Source organism: Streptomyces sp. NBC_01450 (genome assembly GCF_036227505.1).
GTDB lineage: Bacteria > Actinomycetota > Actinomycetes > Streptomycetales > Streptomycetaceae > Streptomyces.
Map to the genome: position 1 here is coordinate 1,473,755 of NZ_CP109481.1, position 17,351 is coordinate 1,491,105.

A 17,351-nucleotide genomic window follows, 5' to 3' on the forward strand; every position below is an offset into this window, starting at 1 on the left:
TTGACCATTGGGGGTAACTCAGTCATGACAGTCAGAGACGCGCAGCCCGCAGCCGGAACGATGTTGCGCGGCAGAGGCGGAACCGCCCACCTGAAACGCGAGGCCGTCGCGCTGGACCGGGCAGGCATCCGGCTGGTCATTCCCCTCGACGCGATCGAGACCGTCCATGTCGCCGGAACCAAGCGTCCGACCGCCGAGATCCGGCTGAACTCGGCGGCCACCGGAGCCCGGGCGACAACGGTCTGCGCGATCAGCTCCCACAGCATCGAAGAGGTGGAAGCCTTCGCCAACGCCGTCAACGCCGCCATCCCGCAACGGGACGAGGCCGAAAGACGCATCAACGGCGCGGCCCTGGTGAACGCGGAGGAGCGCCCCGCCACGCCCAGAACACCCCGCAGACCATTCCTGTCCACGGACGAGTGGTGGGCCTGCTCCGCGCTCACCTGCCTTTTCGCCCTCGGCCTGCTGCTCCCCGCGCTGGCGGGCGACGGGCACCTCGCCGAGTTGTGGGCCGCCACCTTCGCGGGAGTCGTGTTCGGCTGCGCCGTCGCCCGCGGCACGTGGCGCGCCACGGTGACCTGGTGGCTGCTGCACCGGTACGGCGTGACGACCACCGCCACATACGCGGGCTACGCGCCCGGGGATGACGACAACAGCCCCGGGGTCGTGACGTACGAGTTCACCGACACCGCCGGCACCACTCACGAAGTCCGTCGCAGCGGCGCGCGGTCGGCGCCCGCCGACATAGCGGTCTCCTACGACCCGGCCAGACCCGACTTCGCCATGGGACCGGGACAACCTTGGGTCAGGACCCTGATCCTGCTGATCCGCCTCCTCGTCGGCGTGCCGGTCACGCTCGCCATGGCGGCCTACCTGCTGTGGTACTTCACCACCGCGATGCACGCGTAGAGCAGGCACGAGCCCTCCGCCACCGACCGCCGAACGATCGGCCCGCATGGCATTGAGCAAGGGCTTCCATCTCCGCGTGGTTCGTGCGGGCAGCCTCAACCGTGGGTATCAGCCGGTAAATCACCTGGTCCGTTGTCACGTCTGCATCGAGGCGTGGTTCCAGTGAGCCCGCGTCATCTTGACGTTGTAGGTCCGGGACTGGCATGCGTTGAGGCTGGGATGCTCGTGCTGGTCGTGGGCGTGATCGGTAGCGGGTGATCGTCTGTCAGCGGTGGACCTCGGCGTTCGCCAGCACGAGGAGAGCCCGCAATAGCGTGGTCGCGTGCCGCGCGTTCATGCGGACTTTGGTGAGCATTCGCCAGTTCAATGGACCGAGCAAAGGCCCAGTCTGGGGACCACCTCAGATCGTGCGCTGCTCAGGGATGGATGCCAGGAGCCGCACGTTTTCCGCCCTCCGGTGACGACGAAGACGGGGTGGACGCCGTGTGCTCCGAGTGGCCGACGCACACAATCTCGTTGCCGAGCAGCGCCAGATCACCGTCTCAGCGGAGTCGTCGCGGAGCCCTATTCGGAGAGCCGACAGGCAGCCAGATAGTCCGCCCAGCCGTCTTGGGCGAGCGCTGCCCAGTTGTTGGCGGTGTTCCTGTGGATGCCGAAGAGGTCGCTGATGATGACGGGTGGCAACTCCGATGCCATGCCGATCATGGCCGTGTGCCGGGCAGCGATAGTCGGAAGACCATGGTCGCTGAGTTGCTGGGCCAGGCCGTCCGGGTTGCGGGGCCGATGTGCGGGGCGGCCGGGCATCAGGAGAACCCCGGAGCCCTCGCTGGGGATTGGGGTCGGCAGCATGGAGGGCGTTCTGCCCCCGGCGATCTGTTGCTCGATCAGTCGTGCGAGCGAAGGAGACAGTAGGACCGGGTATCTCGCGATCACGAGGTATGAGCCGCTCTCACTCTGAACGAACCGATCGGTGGTCAGCTGCACGATTCGGGTGAGTGGCAGGGCGTAGAGACGGATGAGTGCCCCCACGATGCGTAGTTCCAGTGGTAGCGACGTGTCGGTCAGGCAACGTCGAAGCTGTTCTTGGTGTTGGTCTTCGTCCATGAACCGCTCGGCCAGTCCGTGCTTGGGGGATGGAGCCTCAAGCCCCCGGGTCACGTGTCGGGCGTTCGTCCACCGGATGAACCTGCCGATGCCGCGGCGACGCGTCGGTTTGACCGCGAGGAGCCAGAGTTCGAACTGCGCCTGGTCGAGGTCCGCGAGGTCGATCGTGTTCCGGTCGAGCCAGTCCATGAGTTCAATGGCTGCGCGTATGTCTCTGCGGCCACCTTCGGCGGTGCCCGTAGTGAACCGGTCGCGGGCCGCCCGCTGACGGGCATCACGCAGTACCAACCACTCCGCAAACGGCCGGACGAACCGGCGCTGGCTCGGGGAAACCGCGTCGAGTGTCTCCTCGATCCACAGCTCCAGACGGGCCAGGCCCTCGTGGCGGGGAGGCAGGACTCTGGTGGCCACCAGGGTCTCGCGCACCGAGCGGGTGTGGGTGGTTTGCGGGAGACCGTCGAGCAGCTCGTGGGTGATCTCCGTGCGGATTGCAGCCAATTCGGCCATCAGCTGGGCGCTCGCGCTGGATCGGATCCACTTGATCACGGACCTGGGGTACTTCGCGCAGATCAATGCATCGGCCAGCGGTGAGAGCTGGGGCATGACATTTTCTCCATCAGAGCTGAGGAGATCACTGACCTGGTCGCGGACCACGCAGCGGGTGCAGCAGCCGTCGGCGTAGATGAGCAGTTCGTCGCCGACTGCGCGGAATGCGGCCGTCACGGCGTCCTCACGCGCCGGCGGGCCACCCATCTAGCCTCGCCGTTTCGGTTGGACTGAGGTGGCTGCGTTGATCATCAACTGTTGGGTGGTCGAGGCGATTCTGTTGCCTGGGCATGGTGGAGTCCCGGCGCAATGGTCGGGTTCTCCGGGTCCTTCGGATCGTGGGTGGGCGGGGGCCGCAGGTCAGTCAACCGGTCGGGGCAGTGCGGCGAGGCGGTGGAAAGCCGTGGCCAGTTCGTGTCTCCAGGCCAGGTCGCCGAGATCCGCAGGCGGAGGCGGCGTCCACCGCGGGTGAGGCGGGCGGCAACGTGTAGCAGCCGGTAGCGAAGTTTCTTGGGTTCGGCGGCGGCGAGTTCGCCATCCAGCAGGAGGACGCGAGCCCAGGCGAGGAGATCGATCGCCGTGAGGCTGAGTTCAAGCCAGGTGGCGTTGACGTCGAAATGACGGGAAGGGAAGCCGCCGAAGCCAGTGTTCTTGCCGCACCGGATGTGGTCCTCGACGGTGGCGTGCCCACGGTGGCGGACCTCGAGGAACTGTACGGAGCCGCCGCCGGAGTAAGGGGTATCGGTAAGGAATACCTGGTGTCGCAGGCCCTCGTCGTGGTCGAACAGGGACAGTTGGGCGCCGGGGTGCGGTCGTTCGCGCCGCACGGTGATGCGGGTGCCGACCGGGTAACCAGCGAGGTCACATGCCGGTCAGTTCGGCGACCTCGGCGCCGTCTCGCAGTGTCCCGTTCTGGTCCAGGGCGGGATGCCAGAGAGCTTCGGGCACTGAGCGGATTGCACGACGGACTGGCTCGGTGACCGCGTATCCGACCGAGAACCACAGGTCCAACCCGTGCTCGCGCAAGGTCCGGATGTGGGTGAGGAAGGCTTTCGCGGATCCGGCGCTGTCGGCGCGGACCAGGATCTGGGTGCCGTACCGGTGAGCGTCGGGGATCTGCGCGAGGGCGTCGTCCAGCACCGCGATGTGATCCGCGGCGGTGTTGGCTCCGGAGTTGCCGGGCCGCAGTCGGCCAGACATGGCCTCGCCGGTGTTCGCGAGGAAACACAGCAGCGGATGAAAGCCGAAGCCGCCTTTGTAAGTGGGCGCGGCCTGTTCCTTTTCCGAGTGGGAGGTGATCAGCGTGGCGTCGAGGTCCAGGACCAGGCCGGGAAGCTCTCGTCCGTCGGCCTGGACGGCGGGGATGCCGTGGCCGGTCTCGGCGGCCTGCATCCAGGCGACTTCCCGGGCTGAGGCGCGGGCCGCTCGCAGCGAAGCGAGTACTGCCCCGTGGGTGTCGGCGAGCAACCGCCAGGCGGTGGGCGTGGAGGCGACCGGTCCGAATACCTCGCCCTGGTCCCGCAGCACGGCCAGATCCGCTATCGCCTCACCGCCGTCGGCGAGCATCACCGCGAGATCGGTGAAGGTCCGACCTGGATCGTGCCCGGTGCCACGCGGTCGCAACGGCCTGAGCGCAGTGGAGTAGGCGGTGGTCAGACCGGTGGCATCGGCAAGATCCGCCAGCAAACGTGCGCCCGCGTGCCCGACCACCCCCGAACCGTCAGTGGAGACGTGGAGCTTGGGACGAGAACCGATACCCTGCACGCAGAAAGTGCCTTCCGCTTGGACCGACAGAACCCCTCGACAAGGTTCATCGTCCCAGCTCAGAAGGCACTTTCGTATTTCCTCCCCGCTTCCGGCCTCATCTCAACCCAAACGGCGAGGCTAGTCGCCGAGGACCCGCTCCCACAGCAGCCCGTCCCGCCAGCTCCCGTCGAGAAAGATCGAGGAGTGCGCGACGCCGTACGGGCTGAACCCGTTGCGGCGCAGCACCCGCTGCGACGGCAGATTCTCCAGATTGGTGGACGCCTCGGCGCGGTGCAACCCGAGTTCGTCCGTCATCACCCGGAGTACAAGCCCGACGGCGTGCCCGGCGTGCCCCTGATTCTGGGCGACGCCGGCGATCCAGTATCCGACGGAGCCGCGGCGCAGGTGCGGCTGCGGCAGGATGCCTCCGACGGTGACCTGCCCGATCACCTGGTCGTCGGCGAGTACCACGCCCGGCCAGACCGTGCCGGCCCGATATCCGGCCAGCAGCCTGTCGATCCGCTCCGCCTGGCCCTCCGGGGTGAAGAAGTCGGCCGGCTGGGCCGGTTCCCACCGCCGGAAAGCCTCGAAGTCCCGCACCCGATGCGCGGCTATCGGGGCGGCGTCGGCGGGCTCGATCAGGCGGATCCTGGTGCCGCTGCGCATGGGCTGATCCTCGTCGCGGTGCGTCTGATGAGACGCCCAGCCTATGCGAGGGTGCCCACGCCGCCGCACTCTACGCCCGCCGGAGGATCGAGTCGATCGCGCAGCTCATGTTCTCGATACCCTGCACGCAGAAAGTGCCTGCCGCTTGGACCGACAGAACCCCTCGACAAGGTTCATCGTCCCAGCCCAGAAGGCACTTTCGCATTTCCTCTCCGCTCCCGGCCTCATCTCAACCGAAACGGCGAGGTTAACTCAGACGGAAAGTTCGGTGATGCTGAGGGCGAAGTCCAAGTTCCCCACCCCGTGGTTGGCGAGGCCCACTGTGACCACGCCCGCTCCTTCCAACCAGTGCGCCATTTTCAGGCCGCCGACGTCCAGCGGGCGCAGCCCGAGGGTCTCGATGAACGCCTCCACACTTGCCTTGGCCTGCGCATTATCGCCAGCGATGAAGACGTCGGGCCGACCCTTCTCCAGGACATGGCGGAAGTTGGTGTTGAACGCCTTCACCACGCTGGCGCTGGCCGGGGCGGCCTTAGTGACTTCCTGCGCGATCGAGGTTTCCTCGCGGTGGGCTAGCCCGTCGAACGTGGAGTTGAAGGGATTGCTGATGTCGACGATGACCTTGCCTGCGAGAGCGTCTCCGTACTGGGCGACGACCGGCACGACGCCGTCGTACAGCAGGGCCACGATGACGATGTCCCCGGCCGGGGCGGTGCCCCATTCTCCCGTCGTGGCGCCGCCGAGAGCCTTGGCCAGGTCAGCGGCCTTGGACTGATCGCGGCCCATGACCTCGACGGTGTTGCCGCCCGCTATCGCCCGCGCGCCGATGGTGCGGGCCATGTTCCCGGTGCCGATGATGCTGATGTTGCTCATGAGATGTCCCGCCCTGGTTGTGGTTGTTCGGTTTAGATGGCGGTGGTGCCGCCGTCGGCGACGAGTTCCATGCCGTTGACGTAGCTGGAGTCGTCGGAGGCGAGGAAGAGGGCGGCGGTGGCGATTTCGTCGGGGCGGCCCATCTGGCCGCGGGGGATGAGGGACTCGAACTGGCGCTTGGTGGCCTCGTCGAAGAGTTCTTCCTGCTTAGCGGTGGCGACCTGGCCGGGAGTCAGGACGTTGACGCGGATACGGCGGTCCTTGAGCTCGTTGAGCCAGACGCGGGCCCAGGCCTGCTGGACGGCCTTGCTGCCGGCGTAGACGCTCCAGCCGGGGAAGGCGCCAAGGGAGGCGTTGGAGCCGGTCATGAGGATGGAACCGCCGTCGTTGAAGAGCGGGAGGGCCTTCTGGACGGTGAACAGGGTGCCGCGGGCGTTGAGGTAGAACGCGGCGTCGAAGTGGGCCTCGGTGATCTCGCCGAGCGGGGCGGGCTCGCCCCCTCCGGCGCTGGCCCACAGCACGTCGAGGCTTCCCTTCTCCCGCTTGACGGTGTCGTACAGGCGGTCCAGGTCATCCAGGTCGGCGGCGTCGCCTTGGACGCCGGTGACGTTGCGGCCGATCTGCTTCACGGCCTCGTCCAGGGCGTCCTGGCGGCGGCCGGTGATGAAGACGTGCGCTCCCTCGTCGACGAACAGCTTCGCGCCGGCCAGCGCCATGCCGGTGGTGCCGCCGGTGATGACCGCGACCTTGCCGTCAAGCTTTCCCATAGTTGTTCCCTTGAGTCGGTGGTGCCGTGTGTACCTGGGGCGACGGCATTATGTACACCGTCCTGTGTGCTTACGGTATCGGGCGGGCCGCCGGGGCGCAAACTATGTACACCGGTCGTTACCTAGCTGCGGTACGATGGAGCCATGACGGAGTTGGAGAAGGGCCCCACGGGCCGCCGCCGCGGCCGGGGCGCCCGCGAGCGCATCATCAGCGCGTCCCAGCAACTGTTCCGCGAGCAGGGCATCAACCGCACCGGCATGGACCAGCTTTGCGCGGCGGCCCAGGTGTCCAAGCGCACGGCCTACCAGCACTTCACCGGCAAGGACGAACTCGTCGCCGAGTACCTGCGCCGGTTCGACCCCTCCGTTCTGTCCGGCGTGTTCGACCGCACCGACCTCACGCCCCGCGAACGGCTCCTCGCCGCCTTCGACATCCCCCCCACCACCCCCCTGTGCCCCTACATCGCCGCCGCCGTCGAACTTCACGACCCCCAGCACCCCGCATCCCAGTACGCGCGCGACTACAAGGAAGCCGTCGCCGCGCGGCTCGCCGACACCGCCCGCGAAGCCGGCGCCGCCGACCCTGAACAGCTCGGTGAGCAGCTCGCGTTGCTCATCGACGGCGCCGCGGCCCGCACCCGGGTCCTCAACGCCGACGCTTTCCCCACCGCCGCCGCCATCGCCGCCGTCCTCATCGACAACGCCATCCCCGCCACAGCCAGCGATGACCGACGACGGGAGGAAGTGTCGAGTTAACGTGGACCATCGCGGCCGGGCTGGACGCACTACCGGTCACGCGGTTGCACCGGCTGGCACGCGATACCAGCCGCCCGGCACCTGGCATTGCAGGCTTTACGGAACTGGCCGCCCCGCCCGCCTGTTGAAGGCCGCAGCAGAAGCCGCCGGGGAATGGCGACCCTCGAAGGTTGCAGGAGTTCGAGGCCGTCGTCTCGGCCCAGGGCGCTGACGCGCCGCCGGTTCGAACAGACGGCTGATCACATACGTCCGTACGCGGTGGCGCATGAAGAACTCGTACGCAGCTGGCAGAGGTTGGAGACTTGCCATCGCCCTCATCCACTCCACCGCGGCGCTCTCCCGCGGGGCAGCACGGCGTTGACTTCTGGACCGAGCCAGCTGAACCATTCACGCTGATCATCAGTGAGCGGCCCATCTCGGCCACGCCAGCCCGAAACGAAGGCCAACAGGCGGGCAGCCAACACGTCCGGCTGGAACCCGCCGTCGGGTTCTGGATCCCCGGGACCGACTCCCGACGCTACGAACGGCAGACCGTCGGCGAACGGCTCCGCTCCGACGACAGAGCGATCAGCCGACTTGAGCCGCGTCCGCAGCACCTACTTCCAGTCGGTCTCAGGTGCTTCCGGGCCCCCTCAGACAACTGCTGGCCGAAGAACGGAACCGTCTCAGAGGTCAGCCGCAACAGCACCACTCCGTCAGGCCATTTCACTCTTCAGCGCATGATGAACGGAGTCAGTCGAACTGCTCAAGCGTGCCTTGTGACGGCATCGCCTCCAAGCTGCCACATCTCATAGTTCCCACATTCTGCCGTGATCTCGGCCGTCGACTGAGCCGCAGTGACGAAGTCATCCACTACCAGCGAGGTGTGCGATGCCGCCACCGCGAGGCACACCTGGTCGGGCGCCAGATCCGGGATGGGCACATAGACGACGTCCGGATGCGAGTAGAACACGGACGCCGAACGGGCCAGGAAGGAGATGCCCCGTCCGGCCGCGACATGCTCGAGCGTCTCGTCCACCCCGCGCACCGCGTACCCGGCATTGGGGAACGGGCGCTTGGTGGGCTGCGTGCTCGGGTCACCGTGCCAGACCAGCGGTTCGCCGGCCAGGTGGGCCTCGGTGACCTCCTCCTTGCCGGCAAACCGGTGTCCGGCGGGCAGCACCGCTACCCGCGGCTCGGTGTACAGCGGGGTGACGCGCAGGCCGGCCTCGTCGATGGGCAGCCGCACATAGCCGACGTCGATGCGGCCGTCGAGCAGCATCGCAGCCTGGTCGTCCCCTTCGATCCGCTGCACGTCCACGACCACGTCCGGGTGCCGGTCCTCGAACGCCCGCGCCGCCGGGATGACCGGGATGCCGGCCCGGAAACCGACCATCAGCCGCCGCTTGCCGCGGGCGGCCGCGGACACCCGGCGGCGGACCGCGTGGGTTGAGGCGAGCAGCGGACCGGCGTCGGCCAGCAGTTGCCGGCCCGCATCTGTCAGCTCTACGCCGTGGCGATCCCTGGTGAACAGCGAGACGCCGAGATCCTGCTCAAGCACGCGGATCTGCCGGCTGAGCACCGGCTGCGCGATATGGAGCTCATCGGCGGCGCGGCCGAAATGCAGCCGGTCGGCCACGGCGACGAAGTAACGCAGTTTGCGCAGATCCAGATCCATGGCACCTCCCGGCCCGGTGATGCCTTCAAGGTATCACCACAGCTTCAAGAGGTCTTGGACACCCACTCAGACCCGATGGCAGCCTGAAAACAGGCGCTTAAGGGCGCCGAAGTGAATTCGACCCAAGAATTCGACACTGGAAGTTGACAGCAGGGTCCAAGCCCGGAAAGCAGGAACACCGATGAGCAGCATCAGCATTATCGGACTGGGAAACATGGCCCGTGCTTTGGCTGGCCGGGCGCTCGCCGGCGGCAACGCCGTCGAGATCATCGGCCGCGACCCGGCCAAGGCCAAGGAGTTGGCCGCCACGCTCGGCGGCGCCACGGTCGGGACGGCCGGGGCCGCCCCGACCGGGGACATCGTTATCCTCGCCGCACCGTACGCTGGCGCGGCGGCGGTGGTGAAGGAGTACGGGGACGCACTGCGCGGCAAGGTCATCATCGACATCGCCAACCCCGTAGCCCCCGACCTGCAGGGCTTCGTCGTCCCCGACGGCAGTTCCGGCGCACAGGAGATCGCCAAGGCGGCTCCCGACGACGCCCATGTCGTCAAGGCGTTCAACACTGTGTTCTCCCACGTTCTGGCGGCCGGCCCGGCCGAGGGCCGCCCTCTGGACGTGTTCATCGCCGGCGACGACGCGCAGGCGAAGGCACGCGTGTCGGCGTTCGTCGAGAGCTTGGGGCTGCGCCCCTGGGACACCGGGGAGCTGTCCATGGCGCGGGCACTGGAGAACGTCGGCCTGCTGGAGTTGGGCCTCATGAACCACTCCGTCAAGCACACCAATTTCTCCCTCGGCATCACCCTTCTCGGGTGAGCGCACCCCTACCACTACCTCTCGTGCCGCATTACGCCAGTTCACTTACGGCACGAAAAGACCCTGCACCTACCCTCACAAGGACAGTTAGATGCGCGTTTTCGTCGCTGGGGCGACCGGCCATTCCGGTTCGTACATCATCCCCGAGCTCATCGCCGCCGGGCACGAGGTCACCGGCCTGGCCCGGTCGGACGCGGCCGCGGCGGCCGTGTCCGCGCTCGGCGCGAAGGTGCGTCGCGGCGACCTCCAGGATCTCGACGGGCTCAAGGAGGCAGCCGCGGACTCCGACGGCGTCATCCACGTCGCGCACAGGCAGGATCTGCTTCCCTCCGGCGGGCTCGACGCCGTGGCCGCCGCGGAGCTCCCGATCATGCTCGCGTACGGCGAGGCGCTGGCGGGAACCGGAAAGCCGCTGGTCACGGCGGGGAGCATTGGCTCACCCGGGCAGCACCTGGGCCGGCCGGCCACCGAGGAGGACCCGGCCCTCCCCGCCGGCGAGGAGCACAAAGGCACCCTGCGGATCCGCAACGCCGTGGAAAGGGCCGTAGTCGACCTCGCCGAGCAGGGGGTGCGGTCTTCGGTCGTGCGGATCGCCAACATCGCGCACAGCACGACCGATCGTGCCGGCTTCCTCCCCACGCTGATCGCGCTCGCGAAGGAAAAGGGGTTCGTCGGCTACCACGGCGACGGCGCGAACCTGTGGAACGCCGTGCACATCCGCGATGCCGCCACCTTGTTCCGCCTGGCGCTGGAGAAGGGGTCAGCTGGCAGATACTGGCACGCGGTTGGGGACGGGGCCATCCCGTTCCGCGAGATCGCCGAGGCCATCGCCAGCCGCCTGGGCCTGCCCGCCGTGAGCGTTCCCAACGATGCCCTGATGACGCCGGGGTACTTCGGGTTCCTCACGAATATCGTCACGCAGAGCTACCCAGCGTCCAACCTCATCACCCGCCGGACCCTCGGCTGGGAACCCGCCCAGCCCGGCCTGCTCGCCGATATGGACAACGGCCACTATTTCCCCGCCGGCTGACAGCGGGAACCGGGATCGAAACGAACCCGGCAACCGGCAAGTTCGGCTCTTATGAAGGACGTTGAGATAATGACGACTGTGGGATTCATCGGAAGCGGAAGCATCGGCAGGACCCTCGCACGACTCGCTGTCGGGGCCGGGCACCAGGTGGTGCTCAGCAACTCGCGCGGTCCCGAAACGCTCGTGGACACGGCCGAGGAACTGGGGCCGCGGGCGTCCGCGGCGACGAGCGAAGAAGCCGCGACGGCCGGTGACATTGTCGTGGTCACGGTGCCGGTCAGCGCCTTCCCCCACGTGCCCGCCGCGCCACTGGCCGGGAAGACGGTCATCGACACCTGCAACTACGGCCCCGAGCGTGACGGGCACATCCCCGAGCTCGACAACAAGTCCCTCACCTCAAGCGAGCTGCTGCTGCGGTACGTCCCCGACGCCCTGCTCGTAAAGGCGTTCAACAACATCTTCTTCAAGCACCTGCTGTCACTCGCCCTCCCGGCAGGGGCGGCCGACCGCTCTCTGAGGCGTCCTCGGTGCCGTCGTGACCCTGGGCGTGGGCAAGGGCCTCGCCGACGAGCTGGGCCAGCGCCGCGCCGTTCCGCAGATCTTGGCGTGCCGGATCGTGGCGACTCCAGGCACAGGTACGGGCGGCACTGAAACGGGAGGCCCGCAAGCTGCCCGACCTGGCCCGTGACGGCGGCGGCCGCGAGGCCATGAGTGCGGCGGCGAGAACGCGCTGGGGCGTCCGCATCGGAACTCCTCGAATGGCCTGGGCGGTTCAGCCTTGTCGCATGGCTACAGCGCGATATGCCCGGTCAGCCACCATTCGAGGTACTTGGCGAGATTTGGCGCGACCCAGGTACGGCTGTCGTCTTCGTGGTTCCACACGAAGACGTCGGGTCGGCGGATTGTCGGAAGGAGTGCGAAGAGGTCGCCGTTTCCTGCATCTGCGAAGAAGAGCAGGGGATCGAAGGGCATGTAGAGCGTGGCGAGTTCGGCGTCCTCGCGCATGGTGAGGTTCTCGGAGACGATCCGCTCCGCCGGCCAGATCAGACCGGCTCCGTACTCGCCCTCGATGCCGTTGCTCTCACGGAGAAGAGCGGCGGGCGTTGTCACGTTGTTGGGTGCGTGACTGTCTGATGGTGCGTCGGGGTGTGGTGGGTCTGCGGTCCGGGCCCGTGTGCAGCCCGTGGCGGGTCGGCTGGCAGTGCCGGTGATCTGGTCCCAGATGGCGAAGCGGATGGTCATCTCGGCTCGGTGGTCGAAGGCTGTCATCAGGTGGCGGTGGGGCCGGAAGTGGGGCGAGATGCCGCTGAACGCGGACAGGAACCGCTGGGCCGCGCCCACACTGCGGAAGCCCTTCATCGCGCGTTCACGCTGCCTGGTGGGCTGGTGGCTGTTCTCGGCCCGGTTGTTCAGCCCCTTGTGCGAGCGGTGCTCGACGGAGGACATGACCTCACGGAGGGCCGCGCCGTAGGAACGCAGCTTGTCCGTGCCGACCACCCGCGCCACCGCACGCGTCCTCTTCATCAGACGGCGGAAGAAGCGCCGGGCCGCGGCCTTGTCCCGCCGGTTCTGCACGAGGATGTCGAGCACGTTGCCGTCCTGGTCGACAGCCCGCCACGGGTACTTCAGCTCCCCGTTGACCTTGATGAACACCTCGTCCAGATGCGATTTGTCCCCGGGCCGGGGACGGCGGCGGCGCAGTCCGTTCGCGTAGGCCTGGCCGAACTCGGCGCACCAGCGGCGCACTGTCTCGTGGGAGACGATGACGCCTCGCTGGAGCATCAGCTCCTCGACCTCGCGCAAGCTGAGCGGAAACCGGAAGTACAGCCACACACAGTGCGAGATCACCTCGACCGGGTACCGGTGCCCCCTGTACGACGGCGACGCACTCCCCACCGATAACCCCCTCCAGCAGATCAACCCGAAGATCATCCCACCCGGTCAGCCAACGTGACAGCGCCCTCCCCCGTCCTAGGTGACGCGAGAGGCGCCCGGGACCGACGGGACGTCTGCGCACGGGGTTTTGAGGAGAGGATCATTGATCCGAGCCCGGCGAATATGTGTGACCGCCGTGGCGGTGCTGGCGGTCCTAGCGGACTCGCCCGGACTGGCACAGGCTGAACAGCCGCACGAATCGAGGCTGTTGAGCGCGACGGACGACAAACCACTTCCGCCGGGGTGGCGGATCGACGGGGAGGGTGGGGCGCGTGAGCTGGTCTGGCGTGCGCCGAAGGCCGTGCCCATGGGGGATGCGCGGGTCGAGTTCCGTACCGGGGACCGGCTGCTCGGGGTTCCGAAGCCGGCGAGGGACGGGCGGACCTTCCGGTTCGCCCTCGGCGAGACGCGGCCCGAGCAGCTGACGGACCTTCAAGTGACGGCTGCGGGACGCCGGCTGGACGCGGCGGCCTACGACACGCACAGGTCCGGCTCGCGCGTGGCACGGATGCCCGCGCAGGCGCCGGCGAACGGCGTTGATCCGGGCAAACCCGGCGCGTACCGCACGGTCGCCGGGGAGTACGACCTCGACCTGGTGCGCCTGCCCGGGTTCGACACCCCGGTGGAGATGACCGCCGAGGTGGTGGCGCCGAAGGGTGCCACCGGCAGCCGGCCGCTCGCGCTGTTCCTGCACGGCCGCCACGACACCTGCTACAAGCCGGGCTCCGAGGACGACGCGACCGGCGACTGGCCCTGTGCCGACGGCTACAAGCCGATCCCGAGCTACCTGGGCTATCTGCGCGACCAGCAACTGCTGGCTTCCCAGGGCTATGTGACGGTGTCGATCTCGGCGAACGGCATCAACGCCCAGGACTGGGAGGCCGAGGACGCCGGCGCGCAGGCGCGTTCCTCGCTGGTACGGCAGCACCTCGCCCGCTGGGCCGACTGGACCGCCCATCGCTCCTCCGCCCCGACCGTCGTACGCGAGGCGGCGAAGGCGGACCTCTCCCATGTCCTGCTCGTCGGCCACTCGCGGGGTGGCGAGGGCGTCAACCGGGCCGCCATGGACAGCCTCTACCCGCCGCCGACCGCCGAGGACGGCTACCGGGGCCCGGTGCGCTGGAAGGTGCGCGGGACTGTGCTCATCGGACCGACGATCTTCGGCCAGAATCCAGTCGCCGACGTGCCGTCCGTGACGCTGCTGCCGGGCTGCGACGGCGACGTGTCGGACCTGCAGGGCGAGACCTTCGTCGACGGGACGCGCGGGATCAGCCGGGGCACGGCACTGCACAGCGCGGTCTACATGGTCGGCACCAACCACAACTACTTCAACAGCGAGTGGACCCCGGGCGAGGCCGTCGCACCGGCCAGGGACGACTTCCGGACCGACCCGGAGGAGGAACCGGACCCGGTGTGCACGCCGGGTGCCGCGACCCGGCTGACCGCCGCCCAGCAGCACAAGGCGGGCGCGACGTACATCGCCGCCGCGGCCCGGCTCTTCCTCGCCGGGGACGACCGGGTGCGTCCGCTGCTCGACGGTTCCGGCACGCGGGCCCCGTCCGCGGACCCGGCCCGGGTGCTGACCCACGCGGTCGGCGGCCGCCGCAGCGGTGGTTTCCTGCCGGACGGCGGGGCGAAGGTGACCGGCGCCCGGCTGTGTTCGGCGGTCGACCCCGACCCGGCCGTGGCCTGTCTGGACCCGGAGACCCTCGGATCGTCACCGCACTTCGCGCAGTGGGTGACGCAACAGGAGACCGGCCGCAGCGCGGTGGACCTGAAGTGGTCCGCGCCGGGCACGGCCGCGCGCATCACTCCGGCCAAGCCGCTCTCCCTCCGCGACTCCCAGAAGCTCGCGCTCCGGGTCTTCGTACCGCCGAACACGACCGGCACGAAATTCGACGTGTCCGTCACCGACTCCTCCAACCGTCGGGGGACGCTGGGCTCGGTCCAGATGGACGGGCTCCCGGGCTCCGGGCTCACCGCCTCCTACTGGGCTCAGGAACTGCGCGTCCCGCTGTCGGCCGCGACCCGGGCCGGCCTCGATCTCAGCCATGTCAAGTCCCTTGAGCTGACGCCCCGTTCGCCGTCCGGGCGGGCCTGGCTGATTGACGCCTGGGGCTGGGCGCCCGGCACTCCGGCAGTGAACGCGGCCGCGCTGCCGCGTGTCGACGTGGGCCGCACGATCGTCAAGGAAGGCGACTCGGGCACCCGCACCTACCGGATCCCGGTCAAGATCTCCGGGCACGGCAGCGGGCAGGTCCGCGTGTACGTCCTCGACCCCGACAGCGGCCGGGCCGAGAACCGCCTCGTGACCGTACGGCCCGGCAGCGACCCGATCGACGTGCCAGTCGAGGTGAAGGGCGACACGGCCTACGGCGACGACGTAGAGCACGACATCGCCGTCAAGGCCGTCCACAACGCCGTCGTCGGCAAGCCCCGGGGCGGGCTCACCGTCCAGAATGACGACCCCGAGCCGGTGGTCACCCTGTCACCGGTCGCGGACCGGGTGACCGAGGGAGAGGCGCTGACCTGGCGGCTGTCCATGGACGCGCCCGCGGCGGTGGACATCGGGCAAGCGGTGCGGGTGCTTCCGGTCACCGAGGGCACCGAGCTGTCCACCAAGGACGTGGACCCGCAGTGGCTCAAGGACTCGTCCGGCGACGTGCCCGACCCCGAGCGGCCGCTGTCCGACGCGCACCTGTGGGTGTGGCTGAGCATCCCGGCCGGGAGCACCAGCGTGGACTTCGTCGTGCCGACCGTGCGGGACCAGGTGGCCGAGCCGACCGAGTCGATGCGCCTCGCACTGACCGACAGAAACGCCGTTCCGCTGCCCGACAGGCCGGTGCTGACGGGGACGGTGCTAGACAAGCCGTAAGCACGATGTACGAGGGCACCCTCTTGTGCGGGGTCCGGTGTGTCCGGGCCCCGCGCTTCACAAGCGGATCCCGACCGTCCCATCCAGTCCCCGACGCAGCCTGCTGCCGAAGAGCGTGAGCCGGCAGAGGATGCCGTACTTGCGGGCCAGGAGCTGCCGGTAGCGGGCGGCCGGCGTCCCGACGGCGCGAAGGCCGCGAGGGCCATGAGCGCGGCAGCAAGAACACGCGGGGCGTCCGCAACGGAACTCCTCGAATGATCTGGGCGGTTCAGCCTTCTGCATCCGGCTCTGAGTGCCAGTCCAGTCTCACCGTCCAGGCCGACGGCACCCATCACTTCGATGAGGCTCGAACCGTCCCGTCGGTGGCTTTGTCAGTGAGTTACGAGAGCGTCTGGAGGGTCCGCTGCAGGTTTGGGTGACGGGTTCGGTCACGCGACCTGGAGGGCCGGGGTGGTCATGACGGTCTCGAATTCGATGGGGGTCAGCCGGCCGAGCGAGGCTTGTCTGCGGCGCCGGTGGTGGTCCTCTCGATCCAGGTCACGATCGCGATCCGCAGTTCCTCGCGGGTGGCCCACGCCCGACGGTCGAGGACGTTCTTCTGCAGCAGGCTGAAGAAGGACTCCATGGCCGCGTTGTCGCCTGCCGCCCCGACCCTCCCTATCGAGCCGACGATCCGGTGCCGATCGAGCGCCCGGACGAACTTCCGTGACCGAAACTGACCGATCCGCGATCACTGTGCAGAATGCACCCGGTGACGCGTCCACGCCGGGCAACAGCGTCGTTCAGGGCTGTGACGGCCAGGCGGGACTTCATCCGCGTGTCGATCGAGTAGCCGACGATCCTCTTGCTGAAGACGTCCTTGATCGCGCAGAGATACAACGTGCCTTCGCTGGTGGCGTGTTCGGTGACATCGGTGAGCCACAGCCGGTTCGGTCCGGTCGCGGTGAAGTCACGGCGGACGAGGTCGTCGTGCACCGGCGGGCCGACCTTCTTGATACAGCCGCGCTTCTTGCCGAACACGCTCCACCAGTTGTTGTCCCGGCAGATCCGCCACGCGGTCCGGTCAGCCATGCCGGATCCCGCGCTGCGGGCTTCGTCGACCAGGAATCGGTACCGAACTCCGGATCCTCGCGGTGAGCGTCGAACAACGCGTTCGCGCGTGTGGCCTGCTCGAACTCGGCATCGGTCACGGGCCGTTCGAGCCAGCGGTAGTAGGGCTGGCGGGCAAGCTTCAGGACCCTGCACGTGACCGTGACGGAAATTCCGCCCCTGGCCAGCTCTCTCACGAGCGGGTAGATCCTTTTCCCGGCAGATGCGCCTGCGACAGGTAGGCCGCGGCCCGGCGCGGGACCCCGTTCTCCTGCTCCAGCAGCTTGATCCGCCGACGCGCTCCCCGTAGCTCCGCGTTGTCCTGGCTGGTCGTTCCGGGCTTTGTCCCGTCGTCGATGTCCGCGCGACGCATCCATTTCCACAGCGTCATCGCGTGCACTCCGAAGTCAGCGGCCACCTGCTCGAACGTCACGCCCGGGCCGCGGTTCCTCGCGACCCGTACGACGTCCTCGCGAAACTCTTCCGGATAAGGCTTGGGCACGGCGACATCCTTCCCACCCGCCCCACAGGGCTAGTGCCGCGGCAGGCAACGTTCGCCCCGTCGCGACGCCCGGCACGCCCTC

General features: G+C 68.4%; 12 protein-coding genes and 4 pseudogenes. 6 read left to right on the top strand and 10 right to left on the bottom strand.

All coding sequences use genetic code 11. The annotated features are described in order from the left end of the window. Nucleotides 1-24: 24 nt before the first annotated feature. A complete protein-coding gene (locus OG568_RS55395) occupies nucleotides 25-909 on the top strand; it encodes a hypothetical protein (RefSeq protein WP_329537600.1) in 885 nt (294 codons plus the stop codon). Between the two features lie 564 nt (nucleotides 910-1,473). Here OG568_RS55395 and OG568_RS55400 read toward each other — a convergent pair. The 5 genes and pseudogenes from OG568_RS55400 to OG568_RS55420 all read right to left on the bottom strand — a co-directional run bounded on the left by OG568_RS55400 (nucleotide 1,474) and on the right by OG568_RS55420 (nucleotide 6,611). Then, nucleotides 1,474-2,736 (bottom strand): hypothetical protein, encoded by a 1,263-nt coding sequence (locus tag OG568_RS55400; RefSeq protein ID WP_329537601.1) that lies wholly within the window; start codon nucleotides 2,734-2,736, stop codon nucleotides 1,474-1,476. A gap of 183 nt (nucleotides 2,737-2,919) precedes the next feature. Next, nucleotides 2,920-4,323, bottom strand: a pseudogene (locus OG568_RS55405) (IS1380 family transposase). 120 nt (nucleotides 4,324-4,443) lie between these two features. Further along, complete coding sequence (locus OG568_RS55410; protein WP_329537602.1) at nucleotides 4,444-4,971, bottom strand: GNAT family N-acetyltransferase; 528 nt, start codon at nucleotides 4,969-4,971, stop codon at nucleotides 4,444-4,446. Nucleotides 4,972-5,223: 252 nt separating this feature from the next. Continuing rightward, nucleotides 5,224-5,844 carry an NADPH-dependent F420 reductase gene (locus tag OG568_RS55415; RefSeq protein ID WP_329537603.1) on the bottom strand — a complete coding sequence of 207 codons (621 nt, stop codon included), beginning with the start codon at nucleotides 5,842-5,844 and terminating at the stop codon, nucleotides 5,224-5,226. 32 nt (nucleotides 5,845-5,876) lie between these two features. Beyond that, complete coding sequence (locus tag OG568_RS55420; RefSeq protein ID WP_030354521.1) at nucleotides 5,877-6,611, bottom strand: SDR family NAD(P)-dependent oxidoreductase; 735 nt, start codon at nucleotides 6,609-6,611, stop codon at nucleotides 5,877-5,879. Between the two features lie 144 nt (nucleotides 6,612-6,755). Here OG568_RS55420 and OG568_RS55425 point away from each other — a divergent pair, with 144 nt between their 5' ends. Next, nucleotides 6,756-7,367: a TetR/AcrR family transcriptional regulator gene (locus OG568_RS55425; protein ID WP_030354522.1), complete on the top strand. Its 612-nt coding sequence runs from the start codon at nucleotides 6,756-6,758 to the stop codon at nucleotides 7,365-7,367. 745 nt (nucleotides 7,368-8,112) lie between these two features. Here the strand turns inward: OG568_RS55425 and OG568_RS55430 are convergent. Next, a complete protein-coding gene (locus OG568_RS55430) occupies nucleotides 8,113-9,024 on the bottom strand; it encodes a LysR family transcriptional regulator (RefSeq protein ID WP_329537604.1) in 912 nt (303 codons plus the stop codon). A 181-nt stretch (nucleotides 9,025-9,205) separates the two neighbouring features. On the opposite strand from OG568_RS55430, the gene OG568_RS55435 reads away from it, so the two are divergent. The 3 genes from OG568_RS55435 to OG568_RS55445 all read left to right on the top strand — a co-directional run bounded on the left by OG568_RS55435 (nucleotide 9,206) and on the right by OG568_RS55445 (nucleotide 11,519). Beyond that, on the top strand, nucleotides 9,206-9,838 hold the full coding sequence (locus OG568_RS55435; protein ID WP_329537605.1) for an NADPH-dependent F420 reductase: 633 nt from the start codon (nucleotides 9,206-9,208) through the stop codon (nucleotides 9,836-9,838). A gap of 91 nt (nucleotides 9,839-9,929) precedes the next feature. Beyond that, complete coding sequence (locus tag OG568_RS55440) at nucleotides 9,930-10,868, top strand: SDR family oxidoreductase (RefSeq protein ID WP_329537606.1); 939 nt, start codon at nucleotides 9,930-9,932, stop codon at nucleotides 10,866-10,868. A 78-nt stretch (nucleotides 10,869-10,946) separates the two neighbouring features. Further along, nucleotides 10,947-11,519: an NADPH-dependent F420 reductase gene (locus OG568_RS55445; RefSeq protein WP_329538295.1), complete on the top strand. Its 573-nt coding sequence runs from the start codon at nucleotides 10,947-10,949 to the stop codon at nucleotides 11,517-11,519. A 138-nt stretch (nucleotides 11,520-11,657) separates the two neighbouring features. Here OG568_RS55445 and OG568_RS55450 read toward each other — a convergent pair whose 3' ends face one another. Both OG568_RS55450 and OG568_RS55455 read right to left on the bottom strand, forming a co-directional pair. Next, a complete protein-coding gene (locus tag OG568_RS55450) occupies nucleotides 11,658-11,978 on the bottom strand; it encodes an SMI1/KNR4 family protein (RefSeq protein ID WP_443077982.1) in 321 nt (106 codons plus the stop codon). Between the two features lie 99 nt (nucleotides 11,979-12,077). Next, a pseudogene (locus tag OG568_RS55455) lies at nucleotides 12,078-12,800 on the bottom strand (IS6 family transposase); the annotation flags it as partial. 106 nt (nucleotides 12,801-12,906) lie between these two features. On the opposite strand from OG568_RS55455, the gene OG568_RS55460 reads away from it, so the two are divergent. Continuing rightward, nucleotides 12,907-15,678 carry an alpha/beta hydrolase family protein gene (locus OG568_RS55460; protein WP_329537607.1) on the top strand — a complete coding sequence of 924 codons (2,772 nt, stop codon included), beginning with the start codon at nucleotides 12,907-12,909 and terminating at the stop codon, nucleotides 15,676-15,678. A 57-nt stretch (nucleotides 15,679-15,735) separates the two neighbouring features. Here the strand turns inward: OG568_RS55460 and OG568_RS55465 are convergent. Together OG568_RS55465 and OG568_RS55470 are read right to left on the bottom strand one after the other, a co-directional pair. Beyond that, a pseudogene (locus tag OG568_RS55465) lies at nucleotides 15,736-15,846 on the bottom strand (PPOX class F420-dependent oxidoreductase); the annotation flags it as partial. Between the two features lie 260 nt (nucleotides 15,847-16,106). Continuing rightward, nucleotides 16,107-17,269: pseudogene (locus OG568_RS55470) on the bottom strand (IS3 family transposase). Nucleotides 17,270-17,351 lie beyond the last annotated feature (82 nt).